Origin of the sequence: Qipengyuania citrea (assembly GCF_024171405.1) — a bacterium.
Lineage (GTDB): Bacteria > Pseudomonadota > Alphaproteobacteria > Sphingomonadales > Sphingomonadaceae > Qipengyuania > Qipengyuania profunda.
Genome location: NZ_JALJZT010000002.1, coordinates 2,853,146 through 2,871,665, shown reverse-complemented (window position 1 = coordinate 2,871,665; position 18,520 = coordinate 2,853,146). Strand labels below are relative to the sequence as shown.

30 protein-coding genes and 1 tRNA gene are annotated in these 18,520 nt (G+C 62.6%); 25 read left to right on the top strand and 6 right to left on the bottom strand.

Going from position 1 to position 18,520, the window contains the following annotated elements; translation table 11 throughout:
* Position 1 precedes the first annotated feature (1 nt).
* From pspB to J2S32_RS14870, 12 genes are all read left to right on the top strand, one after another.
* A complete protein-coding gene (gene pspB, locus J2S32_RS14925) occupies positions 2–298 on the top strand; it encodes an envelope stress response membrane protein PspB (RefSeq protein ID WP_253522787.1) in 297 nt (98 codons plus the stop codon).
* On the top strand, positions 295–672 hold the full coding sequence (gene pspC, locus J2S32_RS14920; protein ID WP_253522784.1) for an envelope stress response membrane protein PspC: 378 nt from the start codon (positions 295–297) through the stop codon (positions 670–672). Before pspB ends, pspC begins: the two co-directional genes overlap by 4 nt.
* A 24-nt stretch (positions 673–696) precedes the next feature.
* Positions 697–1,008, top strand: coding sequence for a hypothetical protein (locus J2S32_RS14915; protein WP_253522781.1), 312 nt, complete (start codon positions 697–699; stop codon positions 1,006–1,008).
* Entirely contained in the window at positions 1,005–1,343 is a 339-nt protein-coding gene (locus J2S32_RS14910) for a hypothetical protein (protein WP_253522778.1), read from the top strand. The genes J2S32_RS14915 and J2S32_RS14910 overlap by 4 nt, the downstream gene beginning before the upstream one ends.
* Entirely contained in the window at positions 1,343–1,651 is a 309-nt protein-coding gene (locus J2S32_RS14905) for a hypothetical protein (protein ID WP_253522775.1), read from the top strand. The genes J2S32_RS14910 and J2S32_RS14905 overlap by 1 nt, the downstream gene beginning before the upstream one ends.
* On the top strand, positions 1,651–1,965 hold the full coding sequence (locus tag J2S32_RS14900; protein ID WP_253522772.1) for a hypothetical protein: 315 nt from the start codon (positions 1,651–1,653) through the stop codon (positions 1,963–1,965). The genes J2S32_RS14905 and J2S32_RS14900 overlap by 1 nt, the downstream gene beginning before the upstream one ends.
* Positions 1,962–2,237: a hypothetical protein gene (locus J2S32_RS14895; RefSeq protein ID WP_253522770.1), complete on the top strand. Its 276-nt coding sequence runs from the start codon at positions 1,962–1,964 to the stop codon at positions 2,235–2,237. The genes J2S32_RS14900 and J2S32_RS14895 overlap by 4 nt, the downstream gene beginning before the upstream one ends.
* 31 nt (positions 2,238–2,268) lie before the next feature.
* Complete coding sequence (locus tag J2S32_RS14890) at positions 2,269–2,511, top strand: hypothetical protein (RefSeq protein WP_253522767.1); 243 nt, start codon at positions 2,269–2,271, stop codon at positions 2,509–2,511.
* A 5-nt stretch (positions 2,512–2,516) separates the two neighbouring features.
* Positions 2,517–2,684 carry a hypothetical protein gene (locus tag J2S32_RS14885; protein WP_253523132.1) on the top strand — a complete coding sequence of 56 codons (168 nt, stop codon included), beginning with the start codon at positions 2,517–2,519 and terminating at the stop codon, positions 2,682–2,684.
* Between the two features lie 41 nt (positions 2,685–2,725).
* Complete coding sequence (locus J2S32_RS14880) at positions 2,726–3,133, top strand: SufE family protein (RefSeq protein ID WP_253522763.1); 408 nt, start codon at positions 2,726–2,728, stop codon at positions 3,131–3,133.
* The gene (locus J2S32_RS14875; RefSeq protein WP_253522759.1) at positions 3,108–3,485 is read left to right on the top strand and encodes a YbaN family protein; all 378 of its coding nucleotides are present in this window, start codon (positions 3,108–3,110) and stop codon (positions 3,483–3,485) included. Before J2S32_RS14880 ends, J2S32_RS14875 begins: the two co-directional genes overlap by 26 nt.
* A gap of 73 nt (positions 3,486–3,558) precedes the next feature.
* Complete coding sequence (locus J2S32_RS14870; RefSeq protein WP_253522755.1) at positions 3,559–3,717, top strand: YqaE/Pmp3 family membrane protein; 159 nt, start codon at positions 3,559–3,561, stop codon at positions 3,715–3,717.
* A 12-nt stretch (positions 3,718–3,729) separates the two neighbouring features.
* Here J2S32_RS14870 and J2S32_RS14865 read toward each other — a convergent pair whose 3' ends face one another.
* From J2S32_RS14865 to J2S32_RS14855, 3 genes are all read right to left on the bottom strand, one after another.
* Positions 3,730–3,993, bottom strand: coding sequence for a hypothetical protein (locus tag J2S32_RS14865; protein ID WP_253522752.1), 264 nt, complete (start codon positions 3,991–3,993; stop codon positions 3,730–3,732).
* 206 nt (positions 3,994–4,199) lie between these two features.
* Complete coding sequence (locus tag J2S32_RS14860; protein WP_253522750.1) at positions 4,200–4,718, bottom strand: sterol desaturase family protein; 519 nt, start codon at positions 4,716–4,718, stop codon at positions 4,200–4,202.
* Between the two features lie 49 nt (positions 4,719–4,767).
* Positions 4,768–5,193 (bottom strand): acyl-CoA thioesterase, encoded by a 426-nt coding sequence (locus J2S32_RS14855; RefSeq protein ID WP_253522747.1) that lies wholly within the window; start codon positions 5,191–5,193, stop codon positions 4,768–4,770.
* 91 nt (positions 5,194–5,284) lie between these two features.
* Here J2S32_RS14855 and leuC point away from each other — a divergent pair, with 91 nt between their 5' ends.
* The 12 genes from leuC to J2S32_RS14795 all read left to right on the top strand — a co-directional run bounded on the left by leuC (position 5,285) and on the right by J2S32_RS14795 (position 13,371).
* A complete protein-coding gene (gene leuC, locus J2S32_RS14850) occupies positions 5,285–6,736 on the top strand; it encodes a 3-isopropylmalate dehydratase large subunit (protein ID WP_253522744.1) in 1,452 nt (483 codons plus the stop codon).
* A gap of 13 nt (positions 6,737–6,749) precedes the next feature.
* A complete protein-coding gene (locus J2S32_RS14845; protein WP_253522740.1) occupies positions 6,750–6,908 on the top strand; it encodes an isopropylmalate isomerase in 159 nt (52 codons plus the stop codon).
* Between the two features lie 26 nt (positions 6,909–6,934).
* On the top strand, positions 6,935–7,777 hold the full coding sequence (locus J2S32_RS14840; protein ID WP_253522737.1) for an N-acyl homoserine lactonase family protein: 843 nt from the start codon (positions 6,935–6,937) through the stop codon (positions 7,775–7,777).
* Positions 7,777–8,382 (top strand): 3-isopropylmalate dehydratase small subunit, encoded by a 606-nt coding sequence (gene leuD / locus J2S32_RS14835; protein WP_253522733.1) that lies wholly within the window; start codon positions 7,777–7,779, stop codon positions 8,380–8,382. Before J2S32_RS14840 ends, leuD begins: the two co-directional genes overlap by 1 nt.
* Positions 8,379–9,377, top strand: coding sequence for an NADPH:quinone oxidoreductase family protein (locus J2S32_RS14830; protein WP_253522730.1), 999 nt, complete (start codon positions 8,379–8,381; stop codon positions 9,375–9,377). The genes leuD and J2S32_RS14830 overlap by 4 nt, the downstream gene beginning before the upstream one ends.
* 67 nt (positions 9,378–9,444) lie before the next feature.
* Positions 9,445–9,771 carry a DUF1476 domain-containing protein gene (locus J2S32_RS14825; protein ID WP_253522727.1) on the top strand — a complete coding sequence of 109 codons (327 nt, stop codon included), beginning with the start codon at positions 9,445–9,447 and terminating at the stop codon, positions 9,769–9,771.
* Between the two features lie 4 nt (positions 9,772–9,775).
* Entirely contained in the window at positions 9,776–10,009 is a 234-nt protein-coding gene (locus J2S32_RS14820; RefSeq protein WP_253522724.1) for a BolA/IbaG family iron-sulfur metabolism protein, read from the top strand.
* Between the two features lie 36 nt (positions 10,010–10,045).
* On the top strand, positions 10,046–10,378 hold the full coding sequence (gene grxD, locus J2S32_RS14815) for a Grx4 family monothiol glutaredoxin (protein ID WP_253522721.1): 333 nt from the start codon (positions 10,046–10,048) through the stop codon (positions 10,376–10,378).
* 325 nt (positions 10,379–10,703) lie between these two features.
* Entirely contained in the window at positions 10,704–11,486 is a 783-nt protein-coding gene (locus J2S32_RS14810) for an NUDIX hydrolase (protein ID WP_253522718.1), read from the top strand.
* A 406-nt stretch (positions 11,487–11,892) separates the two neighbouring features.
* Positions 11,893–12,582, top strand: a complete 690-nt coding sequence (locus J2S32_RS14805; RefSeq protein WP_253522715.1) for an outer membrane protein — start codon at positions 11,893–11,895, stop codon at positions 12,580–12,582.
* Positions 12,583–12,844: 262 nt separating this feature from the next.
* Positions 12,845–13,117, top strand: coding sequence for a UvrB/UvrC motif-containing protein (locus J2S32_RS14800; RefSeq protein WP_253522712.1), 273 nt, complete (start codon positions 12,845–12,847; stop codon positions 13,115–13,117).
* Complete coding sequence (locus J2S32_RS14795) at positions 13,114–13,371, top strand: DUF3253 domain-containing protein (protein ID WP_253522709.1); 258 nt, start codon at positions 13,114–13,116, stop codon at positions 13,369–13,371. The genes J2S32_RS14800 and J2S32_RS14795 overlap by 4 nt, the downstream gene beginning before the upstream one ends.
* Positions 13,372–13,432: 61 nt before the next feature.
* Here J2S32_RS14795 and J2S32_RS14790 read toward each other — a convergent pair.
* Positions 13,433–13,509 (bottom strand) — tRNA-Arg (locus J2S32_RS14790).
* Positions 13,510–13,570: 61 nt separating this feature from the next.
* On the opposite strand from J2S32_RS14790, the gene J2S32_RS14785 reads away from it, so the two are divergent.
* Complete coding sequence (locus tag J2S32_RS14785) at positions 13,571–14,296, top strand: queuosine precursor transporter (protein WP_253522706.1); 726 nt, start codon at positions 13,571–13,573, stop codon at positions 14,294–14,296.
* Between the two features lie 60 nt (positions 14,297–14,356).
* On the opposite strand, the gene J2S32_RS14780 is transcribed toward J2S32_RS14785, so the two are convergent.
* Both J2S32_RS14780 and virB11 read right to left on the bottom strand, forming a co-directional pair.
* Positions 14,357–17,281, bottom strand: coding sequence for a TonB-dependent receptor (locus tag J2S32_RS14780; RefSeq protein WP_253522704.1), 2,925 nt, complete (start codon positions 17,279–17,281; stop codon positions 14,357–14,359).
* A gap of 203 nt (positions 17,282–17,484) precedes the next feature.
* The gene (gene virB11 / locus J2S32_RS14775) at positions 17,485–18,510 is read right to left on the bottom strand and encodes a P-type DNA transfer ATPase VirB11 (RefSeq protein ID WP_437181928.1); all 1,026 of its coding nucleotides are present in this window, start codon (positions 18,508–18,510) and stop codon (positions 17,485–17,487) included.
* Between the last annotated feature and the right edge of the window lie 10 nt (positions 18,511–18,520).

The window sequence follows — 18,520 nt, the reverse complement described above, 5'->3', positions numbered from 1 at the left end:
CATGGAAGAGATTATCATCATTCCCGCGATCTTCATCGGGCTTCCGTGGATCATCCTCCACTACATCACCAAGTGGAAGACTTCCGCGACGATCACCGGCGACGACGAAGCGCTGCTCGAGGAACTCTACAACCTCGCCAAGCGGCTCGATGACCGGATGGACACGGTCGAACGCCTGGTCGCCAGCGACAACCCCGAATTCCGTCCCGGCCGCATCGTTCACGACAGCGAGCAGGACAACCAGCAGCTGCGCGAACTCGAGCAGCTGATTGCCGAGAAAAAAGGAGCCAAGCTGTGAACAGCCCCCGCACCACGCTTTACCGTGACAAGCAGAACGCGAAACTGATGGGTGTCTGCTCGGGCATCGCGGATTACACCGGCGTCAATGTCTTCTGGGTCCGGCTCGGTTTTCTCGGCCTGACCTTCATGTCCGGCGGCTCGACCATCCCGTTCTACTTCATCGCCGGCCTGCTGCTGAACAAGAAGCCTGCGCACCTCTATGTCGATCGCGAAGAGCAGACCTATTGGCAGCGCGTGCGGCAGAACCCCAAGCGCACCGCCCGCGAAATTCGCGCGCGAATGAAGGACGTCGATCGCCGCCTGGCCGATGTGGAGACCTTCTATGTCAGCAACAATCCGCGCCTGACCGCCGAAATCGAACAGCTGCGCTGAGCGAGCGAGAGGGGGAGAAATCACATGGAAAACATCGGAGTATTCATCCCGATCATCGCGCTGATGATCCCGATCGTCGCGATCTGGACCAAGCATCAGCAGAAGCTGGCTGAAATGAACGTCCAGACCACCGCGCAGGCAACTGCGGAAAAGGCGGCCCAATACGCCAGCCAGGTGCATGATCTCGAAGACCGCGTCCGCGTGCTCGAACGTATCGTCACCGACAAGGGCTACGACGTGGCCACACAGATCGAAGCACTGCGCGACCAGCGCAACGTTGAGGAACATGGCAGCGGCGTGCCGCTGGGCATCAAACAGGGAGAACAGGCGCTATGAACTGGGGAGGACCTGAATTCGTGCTCGCGATCATCGCGCTGAGCACCGGCGGCTGGCTGCTGAACAACTGGATCCGCGCCAAGCACGGTTATTCGCTCGAGGATGAATGGGGCGGCAAGACCGAACGCAGCGACACTGCAGAAACCAAGGCGCTCAAGGCGGAGAACCGCCAGCTGCACGACAAGCTCGACACCATGCAGGATCGCATGGTGGTGCTCGAAAAGATCGTCACCGACCGCGGCTATTCGCTGCATGACGAAATCGAGGCGCTGCGCGACAAGCCTGCAAGCGATGCCGGCGTGCCGCTGAACATCAAGCGTGGGGAGAAGGCATAATGGAATTCATCACCGAAACCACCGTGATCGGCGGCACGATCGCCATTTCGCTGGCCTGGATCGCCAATACCTGGATCCGCGTCAAGAACGGCTACCCGCTTGAAAACAGCTGGGGCAAAGCGGTCTATCCCAAGAACGACCAGGCGGTCGAACGGGTCAAGCTGCTGACACAGGAAAACGCCGAACTGCGCGCCGAACTCGGTTCGGTCAAAGACCGGCTTGGCAATGTCGAACGTATCGTGACCGACAGCGGCTATCACCTGACGCATGAAATCGACCGCCTGCGCGACGGCACGGAGGCCAACTGATGGACGGCGATCTCGCCCTGATCTTCGGGTTCATCCTGGCCGTTGTGATGCTGGTTCTACCCTTCGCCTATTTCATCAACCAGCGCGTGCAGGAGCACGAGGAACGCAAGCTGGAGCTGGAAGCGCGGGCGGAGGAAGCCAAGGCCGAACAGCTGCGGTTCTCGAACGGCGATTACAGCAAGATGGAAGAGCGCGTCCGCGTGCTCGAGCGGATCGCCACCGACGGCAACCATACGCTGGCGACACAGATCGAGGAACTGCGCGACCTCCATGAACTGGAAGACCGCGTCGCCCCGCGCGAGACGGCACAATGAGTTTCTGGACCGCCGTTGTCGTAATCGTCGCCATCAGTGCGATCGCCGGGGTTTTGCGGGACCGCTACAAGGCGATCGGCCGCGCCGAAAAGGCGCGGCAGGCCGAGCCCGAAGAGCGGATTTCCGCTGCGGAGAAGCGCGAGGTCGAGGAACTGCGCGAGAGGATCAAGGTGCTCGAGCGGATCGCCACCGACGGCAATTCGCTCGACGCAAGCGAAACCAAGAGGATTGCCGCCGAAATCGAAGCCCTGCGCGACCAGCGGGCGGATTGAGGACGGCAAGGTTCAAGGAGGACATGAGGTAATGTTCGAACCGACAATGATAATCGCCGGCGCTTCGCTGGTCGGCCTGACCATCGTCGCGGCAGCCCTGCTGCGGGGTTGGTACGGGTGGCTGGCTCTCAAGCGCCAGGAGCTTGAACGGCACTACACCGGCACCGAAGAGCGCGAGACGGGATCGTCGATCGGCGCGGCGCGGATCGAGCTGGCCGACCTCAAGGAGCGGATCAAGAAGCTCGAGGCCATCGCCAGCGGGGTGGATCTGTGACGGTCGTGCGGACCGACGCCGCGCGCGCCGGAATCGGCCTCGGCACGGCCATCGCGGTGGCGATCAGCTGGAGCCTGCACAAGTCGATCGTCTGGGCGGTGATCCACGGGTTTTTCGGCTGGTTCTATGTTGCCTATTTCGCATTCACCCGACCCGGAGGGCTGACCGGCTGAGGCCGATGGACGCCTGCCGACCGGCCCGCTAAGGGCGCGCCATGCGCACACTTTCCGACATTGCCGAAGAATATACCTTCCTCGAAGGCGACGAACGCTATCGCCTGCTGATCGAACTGGGCCGCGAGCTCGAAGCCATGCCCGCCGCGCTCAAGACCGATGCCACGCTGGTGCGCGGCTGTTCGGCGCAGGTGTGGGTCTATCCCACGGGCGAGGCGGACCGGCTCCATTTCCTGGCCGACAGCAATGCGGCGATCACCAAGGGCATTGTCGCGCTGGTGATTGCTGCGGTGCAGGACAAGCCCGCGGATGAAGTCGCCAAGATGGACGTCGCCGCGGCGCTTGGCCCGTTCGATCTCAAGAACCAGCTGTCGAGCAACCGTACGCAGGGCGTGCCCAACATGATTGCGCTGGTGAAAGAACATGCCGCGCGGATCGCGGCCGGTTGAATTGAAGCGGCCGATCTACAAGGGCCTCGGCTTCCTCGCTGTCGGGCTTGGCGCCGTGGGGGCGGCGCTGCCGATCATGCCGACCGTGCCCTTCCTCCTGCTGGCGGTCTATTTCTTCGCCCGGTCGAGCCCCGAACTCGAACAGAAGATCCTCGATCATCCGCATTGGGGCCCGCATGTGAAGGACTGGCGCGAGCGCCGCGCGATCAGCCGCCGCTCGAAGACCATGGCGATCGGCGCGATGGCGACCGGCGCGGTGTTCACCTGGTTTACGCTGGGCCATCCCTGGTACTGGATTTCGGTGGCGGTGCTGGTGATCTGCGGGAGCTGGATTGCCACGCGCAACGAATAGGCTGGCGGAACCGCGTGCGTCCCGGCCCGTTGATGACCCGAACGACGGGAGGGACGACAAAAGGACATTCCCCATGGCAATTCTCATTCTTATCGCGACCATCCTGCTGCCCCCGCTCGGCGTCGCCGCCAAGCACGGGCTCGGCAAGACCGCGCTGCTCAATCTGGTGCTGACGCTGCTGGGCTATATCCCCGGCCTGATCCATGGATTGTATGTAAATTACGCCAAGTAGACCGTTCGCCAGCTAGAATGGCATTCCGGAGGCCGGGACCGTTTCAGCGGTCTCGGCCTCTTGCATTTCCGTAGCGCGTTCCTCGCGCTGCATTTCGAATGTCCCGTTCATTTCCGCGAGGCTCCACATGCCGGTGACGGTCATACCGTCCCGCGACATCTGTCCGACGTAATCAACGGGGTTTTCGTACCCGCGTGGAGGGTCGATATAAATCTTGGTGAAATCGACCGAGCGTCCGCTGCGATGGCCCGATATCATGGCACCGATGGTCTGCATGGGACGAAACAGGTCCGGCTCGATCAGCTCCCCGCTGAAGCTGCCACCGCTTTCGGCAATGCGTAGGCGGTGGCTCGATCAGCTCCCCGCTGAAGCTGCCACCGCTTTCGGCAATGCGTAGGCGGAAAGGTGTGGCAGCCTCGCCGCCGGGATAGCTGTAACTGCCGTCCCAGTCGCCGGTGAGGTCGCACGCGTCGATTATCGGATCAGGCTCCGGCGCTTTCGCGAACCACGGCGATCCCTGCTTCGCGCTGGCGCCTGAGTTCCGCTTTCAGCTTGGCCGGATCACGCGCGAAGACGAAGCCGAAGCTGACCCCGCCCTCCTTGCCGATGGTGGCATGATGCAGCTTGTGCGCCTGAACCAGCCGCTTGGCGTAGCCGCGCTTGGGCACCCAGCGGAAATAGCGCTGGTGAACCAGCCCATCGTGCACCAGCGTGTAGATGATGCCGTAGAACAGGATGCCCAGCCCGATCCAGGTGCCCGGCCACCAGGCGCCCTCGCCCATCACCCACTCGCTGCCGACGGCGAACATCGAAATGCTCATCGCCGCGCCGACGATGGCGTAGAGGTCATTCTTTTCGAGCAGATTGTCATGCGGTTCGTGGTGGTCGCGGTGCCACCCCCAGCCGAAGCCATGCATGATGTATTTGTGGCTCGCCCAGGCAACCCATTCCATCGCGACGACGGTCGCCAGAACGATCAATGCGGGGACGAGGAAACTCATGGCACCGATATAGGCGCTCCGCCGCGGCAGGCAAAGCCCGCGCCGCGGCTTACTCGCCCGTGTGCGGTTCCTGCTTGCGCGGCAGGCCGAAGAAAGTCTCGGCAACCTCGCGGCTGATCCGCGCCGGCCGCAGGCTCTTGGCGTCGATGCAGCACCACATGCTCTGCACTTCGGCGAGCACGTCTTCGCCGCGGCGAATCACCGTGTTGTAGAAGCTGCGCGCGCCAGCGATCTTTTCGAGCACGGTTTCGGCGATGACATCATCGTGGAGGAAGGCCGGGCGGCGATAGGTGATCTCGTGCTTGAGCGCGACCCACGCCTTGCTCGCCACCTCTTCGGCCGGGGCAAGTTTCTGCCAATGCGCGAGGACGGTATCCTGCACCCAGTTCAGGTAGCGCGCGTTGTTCACGTGCCCCATGAAATCGATATCGTCGGGCAGGACCTTGATCGGAAAGGTGAATGGCTTTGCTGACATTGATGTCAATAGAGCAGCAAAAGGTTAAGTTTGGAAGACTCTTGTTTTGCCATTTTGCGCCATCGCCATTCCTGCCGCACATTCCGCCGCGATGGCCAGCAAACCGCGCACACTCTACGAGAAGATCTGGGACCAGCACGTTGTCGAACGGCGTGAGGACGGCACCTGCCTGATCTATATCGACCGGCACCTCGTGCATGAGGTCACCAGCCCGCAGGCGTTCGAGGCGCTGCGACTGGCGGGCCGGACGGTGCGCCGCCCCGACCTGACGCTGGCGGTCCCCGATCACAACCTGCCCACATCGCCGCGTGTGGCCGCCGATGGATCGCGCATCCCGATCGAGGATGCGCAAAGCGCCGCGCAGCTGGCAGCGCTGGAACGCAATGCCCCGTCCTTCGGGATCGACTATATCGATGCCATCGCGCCTGCACAGGGGATCGTCCATGTGGTCGGCCCCGAACAGGGCTTCTCGCTGCCGGGCGCCACCATCGTATGCGGCGACAGCCATACCGCGGCGCATGGCGGCGTCGGCGCGCTCGCCTTCGGGATCGGTACCAGCGAGGTCGAGCATGTACTCGCGACACAGACGCTCCAGTTACGCCGTTCCAAAGCGATGGAAATTCGCGTCGAGGGGCGGCTCGGACCGGGCGTCACGCCCAAGGATCTGATCCTCCATATCATCGGCGTCATCGGCACCGCGGGCGGGACCGGTCATGTGATCGAATATCGCGGTGCGGTGTTCGAGGAAATGAGCGTCGAGGGCCGCCTGACGGTGTGCAACATGAGCATCGAGGGCGGCGCGCGCGCGGGCCTGATCGCGCCCGACGACACCGTGTTCGATTACCTGCGCGGCCGCCCCTACGCGCCGGAAGGCGAAGCCTGGGACCGTGCGGTCGCCTGGTGGCGCACGCTGACAACCGATGACGGTGCCGAGTTCGACAAGAGCTTGGTGATCGACGCTGCCGCGATCGAACCCACGGTCAGCTGGGGCACCAGCCCCGAAGACGTCGTGCCGGTGGGCGGCACCGTCCCCTCGCCCGACAGTTTTGCCGATCCGTCGAAACGCGAGGCGGCGCGAAAGAGCCTCGAATACATGGGTCTCGAACCGGGTACGCCGATCGAGGATATCGCAGTCGAGAACATCTTTATCGGCAGCTGTACCAACAGCCGGATCGAGGATCTGCGCGCTGCGGCGAAGGTGCTCGAAGGCCGCACAAAGGCACCCAACGTGCGCTGGGCGATCGCCGTCCCGGGATCGGGGCTGGTCAAGCGCCAGGCCGAGGCCGAAGGGCTCGACAAGATCTTCACCGATGCCGGATTCGAATGGCGCGAACCGGGATGTTCCGCCTGCCTGGCGATGAACCCCGACAAGGTCCCGCCGGGCGAACGCTGCGCCTCGACCAGCAACCGTAATTTCGTCGGCCGGCAGGGCCCGGGGTCGCGCACGCATCTGGTCAGCCCCGCGATGGCTGCCGCCGCCGCCGTTACCGGGCGGCTCGCCGATGTCCGCAAGCTCACCCCTTGCCAAGCAGCCGACGGCTGACCATTGAGAAACGATGACCAAGAAGCTTTCCGGAAAAGCCGCCATCGCCGGGGCTATCGGCTCCGCCGCCGTCGCCGCCGCGCTGCTGTATGCGAACAAGCGCAAGGAGAGGAAGCGCGGGCCGCAACAGCCCGGTCCGATTCCTTCGGGAGAAAATCCCGAAACCGATTGAGGTCGCGCGTCACAGGGGAGAGAGACATGTCGCCGAAATCAGGATTGCTGGCCGCGCTTGCCGCGGTGCTCGCCATGCCGGTCGCGGTATCCGCGCAGGAAGCAGCGGATATCGAAATGTGGCGGCTCGATTGCGGGACGCTCGAATTGAGCGACACCGGGCCGTTCTCCGACACGCATCTCTACGACGGCCAGCCCCGCCGACTGACCGACAGTTGCTACGTGATCCGCAATGGCACCCGCTACCTTTTGTGGGATACGGGCCTTTCCGGTGCGCTTAAGGGCACGAGCGAAACGCGCGGCGTATTCACCTCGAGCGTCGAGCGGACGATCGTCGAACAGCTCGGCGACCTCGGCCTCGCCCCCGCCGATATCGCGATGGTCGGGATCAGCCACTATCACAACGACCATATCGGCCAGGCAGCCGACTTCCCCCATGCCGAACTGCTGATCGGTGCGGGCGACGCGGAGGCGGTAATCGCGAACGGGCGCGAGGAAACGATCGCCCAGCTCGCCCCGTGGTTCGGTGCTGATGCAAGTGGCAAGGTCACGCGGATCGCAGCCGATCACGACGTGTTCGGTGACGGAACGGTCCGGATGATCGCGACGCATGGGCATACGCCGGGCCACAAGGCACTGGTGGTGGAGCTGCCGCGAATGGGCACTTACATGCTGACCGGCGATCTCTATCATTTCGAGGAGCAGATCGAGAACGAGGGTGTCCCCACCTTCAACACCGACCGCGCCGATACGCTGGCTTCGTTCCATCGTTTCAACCAGATGGCCGACAGTCTCGACGCCACCGTCGTGGTGCAGCACGAACCGCGGCATGTCGAACGCCTGCCCGCCTTTCCGGACAGCGCAAACTGATGAGAGCCGTTTCCACCATCGAAGGTCGGGCCATCCCGCTCGGCCTTAAGAATGTCGATACCGACGTCATCATCCCCGCGCACTGGCTCAAGACGGTCAGCCGCGAGGGGCTTGGCCAGGGCGCGTTCGAAACCATCCGCGCGGCCCCCGGCAACCCCTTCGATGTCGAGGATTTCGCGCAGGCGCCGATCCTCATCGCGGGCGACAATTTCGGCTGCGGATCGAGCCGCGAACATGCCGCATGGGCGATGCTCGACATGGGGCTCGATGCGGTGATCGCCCCCAGTTTCTCGGACATTTTCGCGGGCAATGCCTTCAAGAACGGCATCCTCGCGGTCGAATTGCCGCAGGACCAGGTCGACCGGTTGCTCGAGGTCGCGCAGGACCATCCGATCACCATCGATCTGGAAAACCAGGTCGTCACCACCGAATTCCAAGACCGGTTCACTTTCGAGATCGACCCATTCCGCAAGCGCTGCCTGCTTGAAGGGCTCGACGAGATCGGGCTGACGCTCGGCAGCGCCGACGAAATCACCAGACACGAACAGATACGCGAGGGCGCCATGCCCTGGCTCGATAAACCGCATAGGAGAGATGCAGCGTGAAAGCAGTCCTTTCGAAGGAAGTCGGCGGACCCGAAACCCTCGTCGTCGAGGATATCGCCGAACCCACCGCCGGCAAGGGCGAGGTGCTGGTCGAGGTTGCCGCCTGCGCGATCAATTTCCCCGACACGCTGATCATCCGCGACATGTACCAGTTCAAGCCGCCCCGCCCGTTCGCGCCCGGCGGCGAGATTTCGGGCACGATCGAGGCACTGGGCGAAGGCGTCGAGGGCTTTGCCGTCGGTGACCGCGTGATGTGCGGCGTCGGCAATGGCGGGCTGCAGGAAAAGGTCGCGGTGGCAGCCGAACGCCTGTTCAAAGTGCCCGAGGGGATCGACCTGGTGAAAGCCAGCGCGCTGTTGATGACCTATGGCACCACGATCCACGGCCTGAAGGATCGCGGCGACATCAAGGAGGGCGAAACCGTCCTCGTGCTGGGCGCCGCGGGCGGTGTCGGCCTGTCGGCGGTCGAACTGGCGAAGGCCTATGGCTGCCGCGTCGTCGCCGCGGTCTCGACCGAGGAAAAGGGCGCAGTCGCCAAGCAGCACGGCGCCGACGAAGTGGTCATCTATCCGCGCGCGCCGTTCGACAAGGACACTTCCAAGCAACTGGCGAGCGACTTCAAATCGGCCGTCGGCCCCAATGGCGCGGATATCGTCTATGATATCGTCGGCGGCGATTATTCCGAACCCGCACTGCGCGCGATTGCCTGGGAAGGCCGTTTCCTCGTGATCGGTTTCCCCGCCGGGATCGCCAAGATGCCGCTCAACCTCACCCTGCTCAAGAGCTGCGACATCCGCGGGGTGTTCTGGGGTGCCTTCACCGCGCGCGAGCCCGAGCGTAACCAGCGCAATATCGAAGAGCTGTTCGACCTGTGGAAAGCGGGCAAGATCAATCCGCTGGTCAGCGAGACCTATCCGATCGAACGCGCGCATGAGGCCATCGCCAAGCTCGAAAACCGCGGCGCGATCGGCAAGCTCGTCGTAACGATGGAATAACCGCCCTTGCGAGGTGGGGGGGCCGCGCCTATTCCGGCCCCCGACATTCCATCCCGAGAGGACCATCATGACCGATTTCAAGGATCGCGAACGCGGCGAGGAAGCCAAGTTCGCCTTCGACGAGGAAAACGCCTTCAAGATCGCCGCGCGCCGCAACCGCCTGGTCGGCGAATGGGCTGCAGGCCTGATGGGTCTGACCGACGAAGAAACCGACGCCTACAAGAAGGCGGTCGTCCAGGCCGATTTCGAGGAAGCGGGCGATGAAGACGTGATTCGCAAGCTGCTGGGCGACCTCACCGCCGCCGAATGCGATGTCAGCGAAGCCGACATCCGGACCAAGCTGGAAGAGTGCGCCGTCGAGGCCCGCCGCCAGTTCATGTCCGACGGGGCCTGAACCCATGCCGATGGCCGCTGCAGACATCGTCGCGCTGATCGAGGAAGCGCTGCCCGGCGCACAGGTCGAGATGCGCGACCTCGCCGGCGACAACGATCATTGGGCCGCCAAGGTGACTGCGCCGCAGTTCGCCGGGCTGACACGGGTCAAGCAGCACAAGCTGGTGTACGACGCGCTGGGCGGGCGCATGGGCGGCGAACTGCACGCCTTGCAACTGACCACGCAAGCCCCCACCTGATTCTACGCAACTCGAATTCATACAAAGGACGGACCCATGTCCGATACCAACCAGCGCATCGCCGACATCGTCGGCGGCAAAGACGTCGTCCTGTTCATGAAGGGCACCCCGCTGTTTCCGCAATGCGGCTTTTCGAGCCGTGCGGTCGCGATCCTCGACCATTGCGGTGTCGCCTATGACAGCGTCGATGTGTTGCAGGACATGGAAGTGCGCCAGGGCATCAAGGCCTATTCCGACTGGCCGACCATCCCCCAGCTTTACGTCAAGGGCGAGTTCGTCGGCGGCAGCGACATCATGATGGAGATGTTCGAGGCTGGCGAATTGCAGCAGATGATGGATGCGAAAGCCGTGGCCAAGGCCGAAGGCTGAGGCACGCCGGGCGCGTCCTTTAGGGACTGCGCCGCGCAATTACCGGCTCCAGAACGGGTAAGGCCCGCCCGGTGGGACTACCGGGCGGGCCTTTCGTTCGTTCTGAGGGTACCGGGCGTGGAGACCTTGGGTTGGCACCCCCGTGAAGACTTGAACGGGACAGGTGAATATATGCATGCCCCGTGCCAAACAGGCATGATCACGAGTTTCCGCGCCTCCAGATGGTAAACGCGTTTTTAGTCGCGTCGCTTAGTGTAAAGTTCCCCGACAGCCCCCGTTTACCTTTGCGCTTGGCAAGCAGCGCGGCCCCCGTCACAACATGCACATGAGCGAGCACACCGATACCGGGGCCAATGGTATCCCCGCCGCAACCGTCGTCATCTTCCGCAATGCGCCGCAGGGTGGCCCTCCGGAGATCCTGATGACCATCCGTTCGCGCGAGATGGTCTTTGCCGGCGGCATGGCGGTGTTCCCGGGCGGCCGCGTCGACCCGGCCGATTTCGATCTCGGCGCCAGCATGGGCGGCCCGCTCGACCCCGACGAGGCTGCGCACCAGGTCGCGGTGGTGCGCGAAACGCTCGAGGAAACCGGGCTGGTGATCGGCCTGACCGGCGAAATCGATGCGGCAAAAGCGCGTGCTGCCCGCAACTTCTTGCAGGAAACCGGCGAACTCGCGCCGGTCCTCGACCATTTCGGCTGGGAGCTCGATCTCGACCAACTGGTCCCCTTCGCGCGGTGGTTCCCCAAGAACGAGCGCATCCCGCGCGTCTTCGACACCCGTTTCTACCTTGCCGACCTCGGTACCGGCGCGGTCGAGATCGAGGCCGATCTGTCGGAAAACACGCATCTGTTCTGGACCAGTGCGCAGGGCGCGCTCGATGCCGCCGAGCGCGGCGAAATCAAGGTAATCTTCCCCACCCGCCGCAATCTCGAACGGCTCGCACTGTTCGGCAGCTTCGCCGAAGCCTCAGCGCAGGCCCAGGCTATCCCGGTGCGCACGATCACCCCCTTCATCGGCGAAAAGGACGGCACGTCCTGGCTGAACATCGGCGAAGAGTTCGGCTATCCCGTCACCGCCGAACCGATGGACAAGGTTGCGCGGGGATAGCGTCAGCGGCTGACGCGCAATCCTTCCGCTCTCTCTGTCTTGGTCACTCGGGCCGAGGATAGGGTGTGGCCCGAGGACAGGATATCAGTCTCGCCTCCGGCTACATTCGTCCGCGGAACACGGGTAATACCAGATCGCCAGGACCAGGCGGTCCGCGCCAGACCCGTTCCCCGGCAACAATCCGGCGCACACGCACCGTTTTATTCCGTTTAGGCACGACGGCGCCGTAATTATAATCCGGCCGGCACCGATTTTCGGATCATTACTTGTTACGCAGCAGAAAATGCTGCGATCCGGCAACATTTCGCGCAAATCCAACGCCGCGCGCGAAAATTATATTTCCCTTAAGATGCATCAACCTATCCGCGGCCTGTCTAACGACTGGGTTGTAAGGAAAAATCATCACATGAAGAAAATCACCACACTTCTTGTTACCGCAGCTGCGCTCATTGCCTCGCCTGCTGTCGCACAAGACGGGCCGAGCGGCTTCGACGGTTTCCATGTCGAAGCACTGGCGGGTTATGACGTAGTCCAGATCACGATCGATGAAGAGGTCTACGGCGAAGAACTCAGCGACGATCTGGGCGGCTTCGCGTACGGCGTCGCGGCCGGTTACGATTTCTCGTTCGGAGGCACGCTGCTGGGTGTCGAAGTCGAATATGCCGATTCCACGGCTGGAGAAAGCGAGAGCTTTGTCGGCACTGTGGACGGTAGCAACGTGGATATTACGGCCAGCTTCGATACCGGGCGCGATCTGTATGCCGGGGTTCGTCTTGGCGGTCAGCTCAGCGAACGGTCGCTCGTCTATGTCAAAGCCGGTTACACCAATGCCCGCACCAAGCTGTCGCTCGGCGGCACTGTCGATACCGAGAGCTTCTTGGTGAGCCAGAACGCTACCTTCGATGGCCTGCGTTTGGGCTTGGGCTCGGAATACGCCTTCTCGGACAAGGCATTCGCGAAAATCGAATACCGCCTTTCGATGTACGGTGACGGCGAAGTCGAGATCGACGGCGAAACCGCCGACATCGAGGAAATTTTCGAATATGGCGACATCAATCGCCACCAGATCGTTGTCGGTCTGGGCATGCGCTTCTGATTGCGGAGGGAGGGGCTTGCCCCTCCCTCTTCGTTTGCAGGGGGTTCGTCATCGAGCATTCGAGCGAACGAACCCTCCGGCGGTGAAATGGCGCATTGCGCAGGGCAATGACCGCTCCTGAATTCGCCATTCCGGTTCGGGTGATCCCCTCGGTCCCGCGTGAATGCCATCGATGTCCCGCCAAGGCGGTCATCTGCGGCATCTCAGTTACCGGAACCGGGGCGCAATGGTACCGGAAGTCCCATTCGTGCGTTGAATGGCAATGACCAAGACTATCGAGGATCTTCAACGCGATATGGAAGCGGCGGCGCACGCGCTCGATTTCGAGGAGGCGCGGCGAATTCGTGACCGCATCAATCTTATACGCGGCGGATCAGATGCTGCAGAGGCCGCCGAGGCCGACACGTCGGGACTCGTCCGCCAGAAGCCTGGCGCCATGGGGCTCGGATCGAGCCGGCAGCGGCCGATTCCTCCGCCAGACTGGAAGCCGCCGCCGAAGCCCGATCTCATGACCTCAGGCCGGAAACGCAAGTGACGGTCGGCGTCGCCAACGCCGCAGTACTGACCCTGCTTGCCGAACGCGCGCCGGAAACAACGATATGTCCTAGCGAAGTGGCGCGTAAGATCACTTGCAACGATGCGGCAGACTGGCGTTTGGCCATGCCGCTTGTCCGTGAAGCGGTCGATCAATTGTTCGATCAGAAAATCATCAGACTGAGCTGGAAGGGTAGACTGCTCTCGGCGCGATCCGGATCCTATCGGATCGGCCGCGCGGCCGACAGCCAATAGGAAAGCCGAAGGTGACCCTGAACGACCGGGATTAGGGCGCATTGCTGTCGCAAGGGTAAATTGGCGCGCCCGGCAGGACTCGAACCTGCAACTCCAAGCTTAGAAGGCTCGTGCTCTATCCAGTTGAACTACGGGCGCGCTCGGGGGGTGCCATAACGCGCCTTTCGCGGCTGGCCAATCGGCACTATCCGTGTTTGTGATGGAAAACGCCCCGCCGAGCCAGCCCGCACCGCAGTTCCGCTATTACGATTTGGTGATGGCGGCCTTCGTCACCATCCTGCTGCTGTCGAACCTGATCGGCGCGTCCAAGCCGAGCTTTGTCACGCTGCCGCTGATCGGCGAATGGTCGTTTGGCGCAGGCGTCCTGTTCTTCCCCGTCAGCTACATCATCGGCGACATCCTGACCGAGGTCTATGGCTATGCCCGCGCGCGGCGGGTGATCTGGACCGGCTTTGCCGCGCTGTTGTTCATGGCCTTCATGGCCTGGGTGGTGGTGCAATTGCCGCCCGCGGCGGGCTGGCCCGGACAGGAAGCCTATGAGTTCGTATTCGGCAATTCGTGGCGCATCGTGCTGGCGTCGATGGTCGCCTTCTGGGTGGGCGAATTCGCCAACAGCTATGTCCTCGCCAAGATGAAGGTGTGGAGCCGGGGGCGGCATCTGTGGATGCGCACGATCGGGTCGACCGTGGTCGGCCAGGGGCTCGACAGCCTGATCTTCTACCCGCTGGCCTTCTGGGGCCTGGCCGGGTGGCCGGTCGAGCTCTTGTGGCAGGTCGTGTTGTCGCAATGGGCGATCAAGACGCTGTGGGAAGCCTTGCTGACCCCGGTGACCTATGCCGCTGTCGGAGCGCTCAAGCGTGCCGAACAGGTCGAGGTGTTCGATACCGAGACCGATTTCTCGCCCTTCGCCTCCGCCGGGCGCTGAGCCATGTGAAAAGGGGCGACCCGCAGGCCGCCCCTCCCTCCCCCATGGAGCTTGTCGGTTCTAGAACTTCGCGCCCACCGCGATGCCGTAGCGGCGCGGGTCGAGCGTGAAGATATTGGTGAAGTTGCCCGAGCTGGCATCGGTCACGTAAAGGCCCGTCACCGAATTGCTGTCGAAGATATTCTGGACAAAGCCGCGGACGAACCACCGGTTATCGGCGCCGTTGAGCTGGATCGAGGCGTTCGCCTGGACGAACGGCTCGATCCGGTTGACATTGCCATTGAACACATTGCCGAACTGCTCCCCCGTATAGGCGAGGTCGAACCGCGGCACGAGCGACATGCCATTGTCGAAATCGGCGGTGTACTGGACGCCGATCGATGCCTTGTACTCGGGCGCTTGCGGCAAACGGTTGCCCCGCAAATTGACCTCCACCCCGGGACTGAGCACGCTGATCGGGCCGAGCGGTGCAAACGCCGGATTGGCGGTCTGGGCGTCGAGCACACTGCAAATGCTGAAGGCACCGGTCGAGGCAATTCCCCCGTCGGCCGGGAAGGCGGTAGGAGCCTGCAGGCCCAGACCCGCATTGACCGCACCGACGAAGGCATTGGCACCCGCTCCCGTCACCGCGCAAAGCGAGCCGTTTGACAGGTCCTTGATGATCACCGCATCGGGATCGCCGCCGCCCGGATCGCGCGGATTGCTGAAGAATTGGTCGCCTGCCACCTTCGCGTTGAGGTAGCTGACGTTCATATTGATCAGCCAGTTGTAACTCGGTCGCAGGATCGTCTCGAGCTCGAGACCCCAGATATTGGCATCGATCGTGTCGTTAACCGAGGTTCGCGCGACGATGCGGCTGAGCTGCAGGTCCTTGTACTTGTAGTAGAAGCCCGTGAGATTAACCTGTGCCGAGCCATTCAGGAATGTGTTCTTCGAGCCGATTTCGAAGGCATCGATCTGTTCCGAATCGAAGCTGTCAGAAACCGCGAAGATCGGCGACAGTGGCGGATTGATGCCACCCGACTTGTAGCCGCGCGAATAGGAGAAGTAGACTTTGTTGTCGGGTGAAATCTCGTAGTCGAGGACGGCGCGACCGGTGATCGCATCGAAGCTGACATCGCGTTCCTGCAGCAGTTGATTGCCCGCTATCCCAGCATCGGCATCAAAGCTACCGACAAAGGGCGATGTAAACGGATCGCCATTCCCGAAAGGGTTGAGGAAGTCCGCCAGAGTGGTGCGCGCGGACACCGTCTTGCTGTCGTCGTTATAGCGTATGCCACCGGTGAACCGCAGACGGTCACTGATGTCGACATAGACTTCACCGAAGATGCCGAAGCTCTCCAATTTAAAGTCGGTCGTGTTATTCCGATACATCGACGTGGCGAGATAGGACGGCGGTGCCCCTGCCCCGAAGGCCGAGAACGTGCCGAGGATTGCGGTTGCATAGTCGAGACCGAAACCGTTGACGTAGTAGCTGTTCTCGCTGACTTCGGTTTCGGCATAGATACCACCGACAAGGAAGTTGAACGGTCCGTCGAAATCGCTGCTCAAGATTGCCTCGCCTGACCATGCGGTCTGGTACTGGACCGACCGGTCGAAGGCGAGGGGCACATCTGCGCATAGCGAGTTACCTTCGAACGCACCGAGATTGCCGTCGTCATTATCGGAGGTACACAATACGCCGGCGGGTCCATCAGGAATGAGTGCATCGGCGATCGGGGCGAAATAGGCATTCGACCCAGGGATGAAGGCTGGCGAGGCTACGCCCGTCGGCAGTCCGTTCGCCGCGAAGAAGGCCAGCGTATTGAGAGCGCCGGCATATCCGCTGCGGTCGAGGACGCCGAGGTTGTAGTCCTGCCGCGAATCCACTGTCGTTTCCTGATATATCCCGGTCAGCGACAGGTTCATCGCGCCAAATCCTTGGTCGAGATGGGCCTGCAACTGCAATTCGTCGGCAAAATATTCGGGCGTGAACGCCGTGTTCACCGTGCGAACATCGTTCGGCTCGTCGAAGTTCGCGTAGCCGTCCGGGCCGTAGACACTGCCGAGCGCCAGCACATCGGGGATTCCCTGGATACGAAACAGCTCCTGCGATGTAAGGACACTCGCAAGCGTCGAGTTCGCGTTGGTACTGTCGAAATCTCGCCGGTTGTTGAGGCACCCCAGCACACCGGTGGGATCGCGCTGACAGGTCTGCTTCTGAATACGCAGCCGGTCGTCATTCTCCCGGAAATAGAACGCCATCAGATCGAGCGTGGTACTCGCGGTCGGCTCGAAGCGCAGCGAACCACGCACCGCGTACATATCGCGCCCGTCGATATCGTTGCCGTCGTAAAGGTTGGTCGTATATCCGTCGCGATTGAGATAAAAGCCTGCCGCGCGAAAGGCTAGCGTATCGCCTAAGGGCACGTTGATCATGCCCTTCGTCTTGATGCTCTTGTAATTGCCGTATTCGAATTCGGCCGCCGCCGCGAAGGTCCCGAGTTCAGGCTTGGCAGTCACGACGTTGACCACACCAGACGTCGCGTTGCGCCCGAACAGCGTACCTTGTGGGCCGCGCAGCACCTCGACCCGTTCGAGATCGAAATACTCGGTTTCGAACAGGCGCGTTCCGAACAGTGGCGAGCCATTGGTATGAATCGCGGTGGCGCTGTCGCAGGTCACGCCGACGCACAGATCGCCGATTCCGCGGATGGTAAAGCTGGAGCTGGTGAAATTGCTCTTGGTGAAGGAGACATTGGGCAGCGTCAGCTGGAGATCGCTGGCGTTCTCGATCTGCTGTGCCTCGAGCGCAGCAGCATCGAAGGCGCTGACCGCGATCGGCACTTCCTGCAGCGACTGGTTCTGGCGCTGCGCGGTAACGATGATGACATTGGTGCTGAACCGCGGATCTTCGAGATCATCGCCGGTTGCATCCTGCGCGAACGCCGGAAACGAAATAGCGCTCGCGCAAATACCCGCGAGCAGGGAAGCCCGTACCCTCATTAACCCTCTCCTCTCGATGTGGCCGTCTTTGCGGCCTACGGGGCTATTGCTATCACACATTCGTATGCACGCAAGCGCCGGCGCATTATTATTGCGCAAAACAGGGGCGAATTTTGGCAAGTGTTATGCGGAAAGCGCATTCCGATGCGCAGCTGACGCTACGGCATGGTCACGTTTCTTCAGCGGGCGCGGATTTACCGCACTCAGACCAGCGTGTGGCTTTCGGCGATCTGCACGATCCCGCGCTTGCCCGATCCGTCGCGTCCAAGCTGGACGAGCACGTCGATCACGCTAGCGGCATAGGCGATGGTATCGGTCCGGGTGAGACCGATTCCCGTCTGCATCACCATCAGCGAAAGCTGTTCGAGCGCCCCGCGCAGCGAATTGGCATGGATGGTCGAGAAACTGCCCGGGTGGCCGGTGTTGATCGCGCGCAGGAAGCTGACGCTTTCCGCACCGCGCAATTCGCCCAGCACGATCCGGTCGGGCCGCAGGCGCAGCGCGGCCTGCAGCAATTCGTTGGCAGTCACCTTGGCTTCGCCCAGTTCGCCCTTCACCGCGACCAGGCCGACGCCGTTTTCGCCGGGCAACCTGAGCTCGGGCGTGTCCTCGACCAGCACGACGCGTTCGTGGCGCGGGATTTCGCCGAGCATGGCGTTGAGGAACGTGGTCTTGCCGGTGCTGGTGCCGCCCGACACGAGGATCGTGCGGCGCTGGCGGATTGCCTCGCGCAGGAAGGCCACCGGCTCTGCCTGCGCATCGGGCATGGCGCCCTGCTCCGCCGGGGCCAGCGGGCCGGTGTCATAGGCGTCGAGCGGCAGGTCGAGACGGCGGTGGCGGCGGATCGCCATGGCCCAGTGCTTGCGCGCCGCGGGCGGGCCGCAGAACTGCACGCGCGCGCCGCCGGGCAGCGTCGCGCCAAGCAGCGGATGTTCGCGATTGATCCCCTGGTGGCTGACCCGCGCGACCTGCTCGGCCAACCGCTGGATCAACCGATCGTCGATGTCGGGGCGGATGATCTTCTGCATCCCGCCAGCCGCTGCATCCTCGACCCACACCTCGCCCGGCTGGTTGACGAGGATTTCGGTCACCGTGTCGCGCTCGAGCCATTCGCGAAACGGCGCGAGATAGGCGTCGAGATAGACGCTGCGTTCGCCATGCAGGTCCACGCCCGGCGCGTGGGCTTCCGGATTGTCGTCCGGGTTGAAGGGGTGGATATCGGCGCTCACGACAGGATGG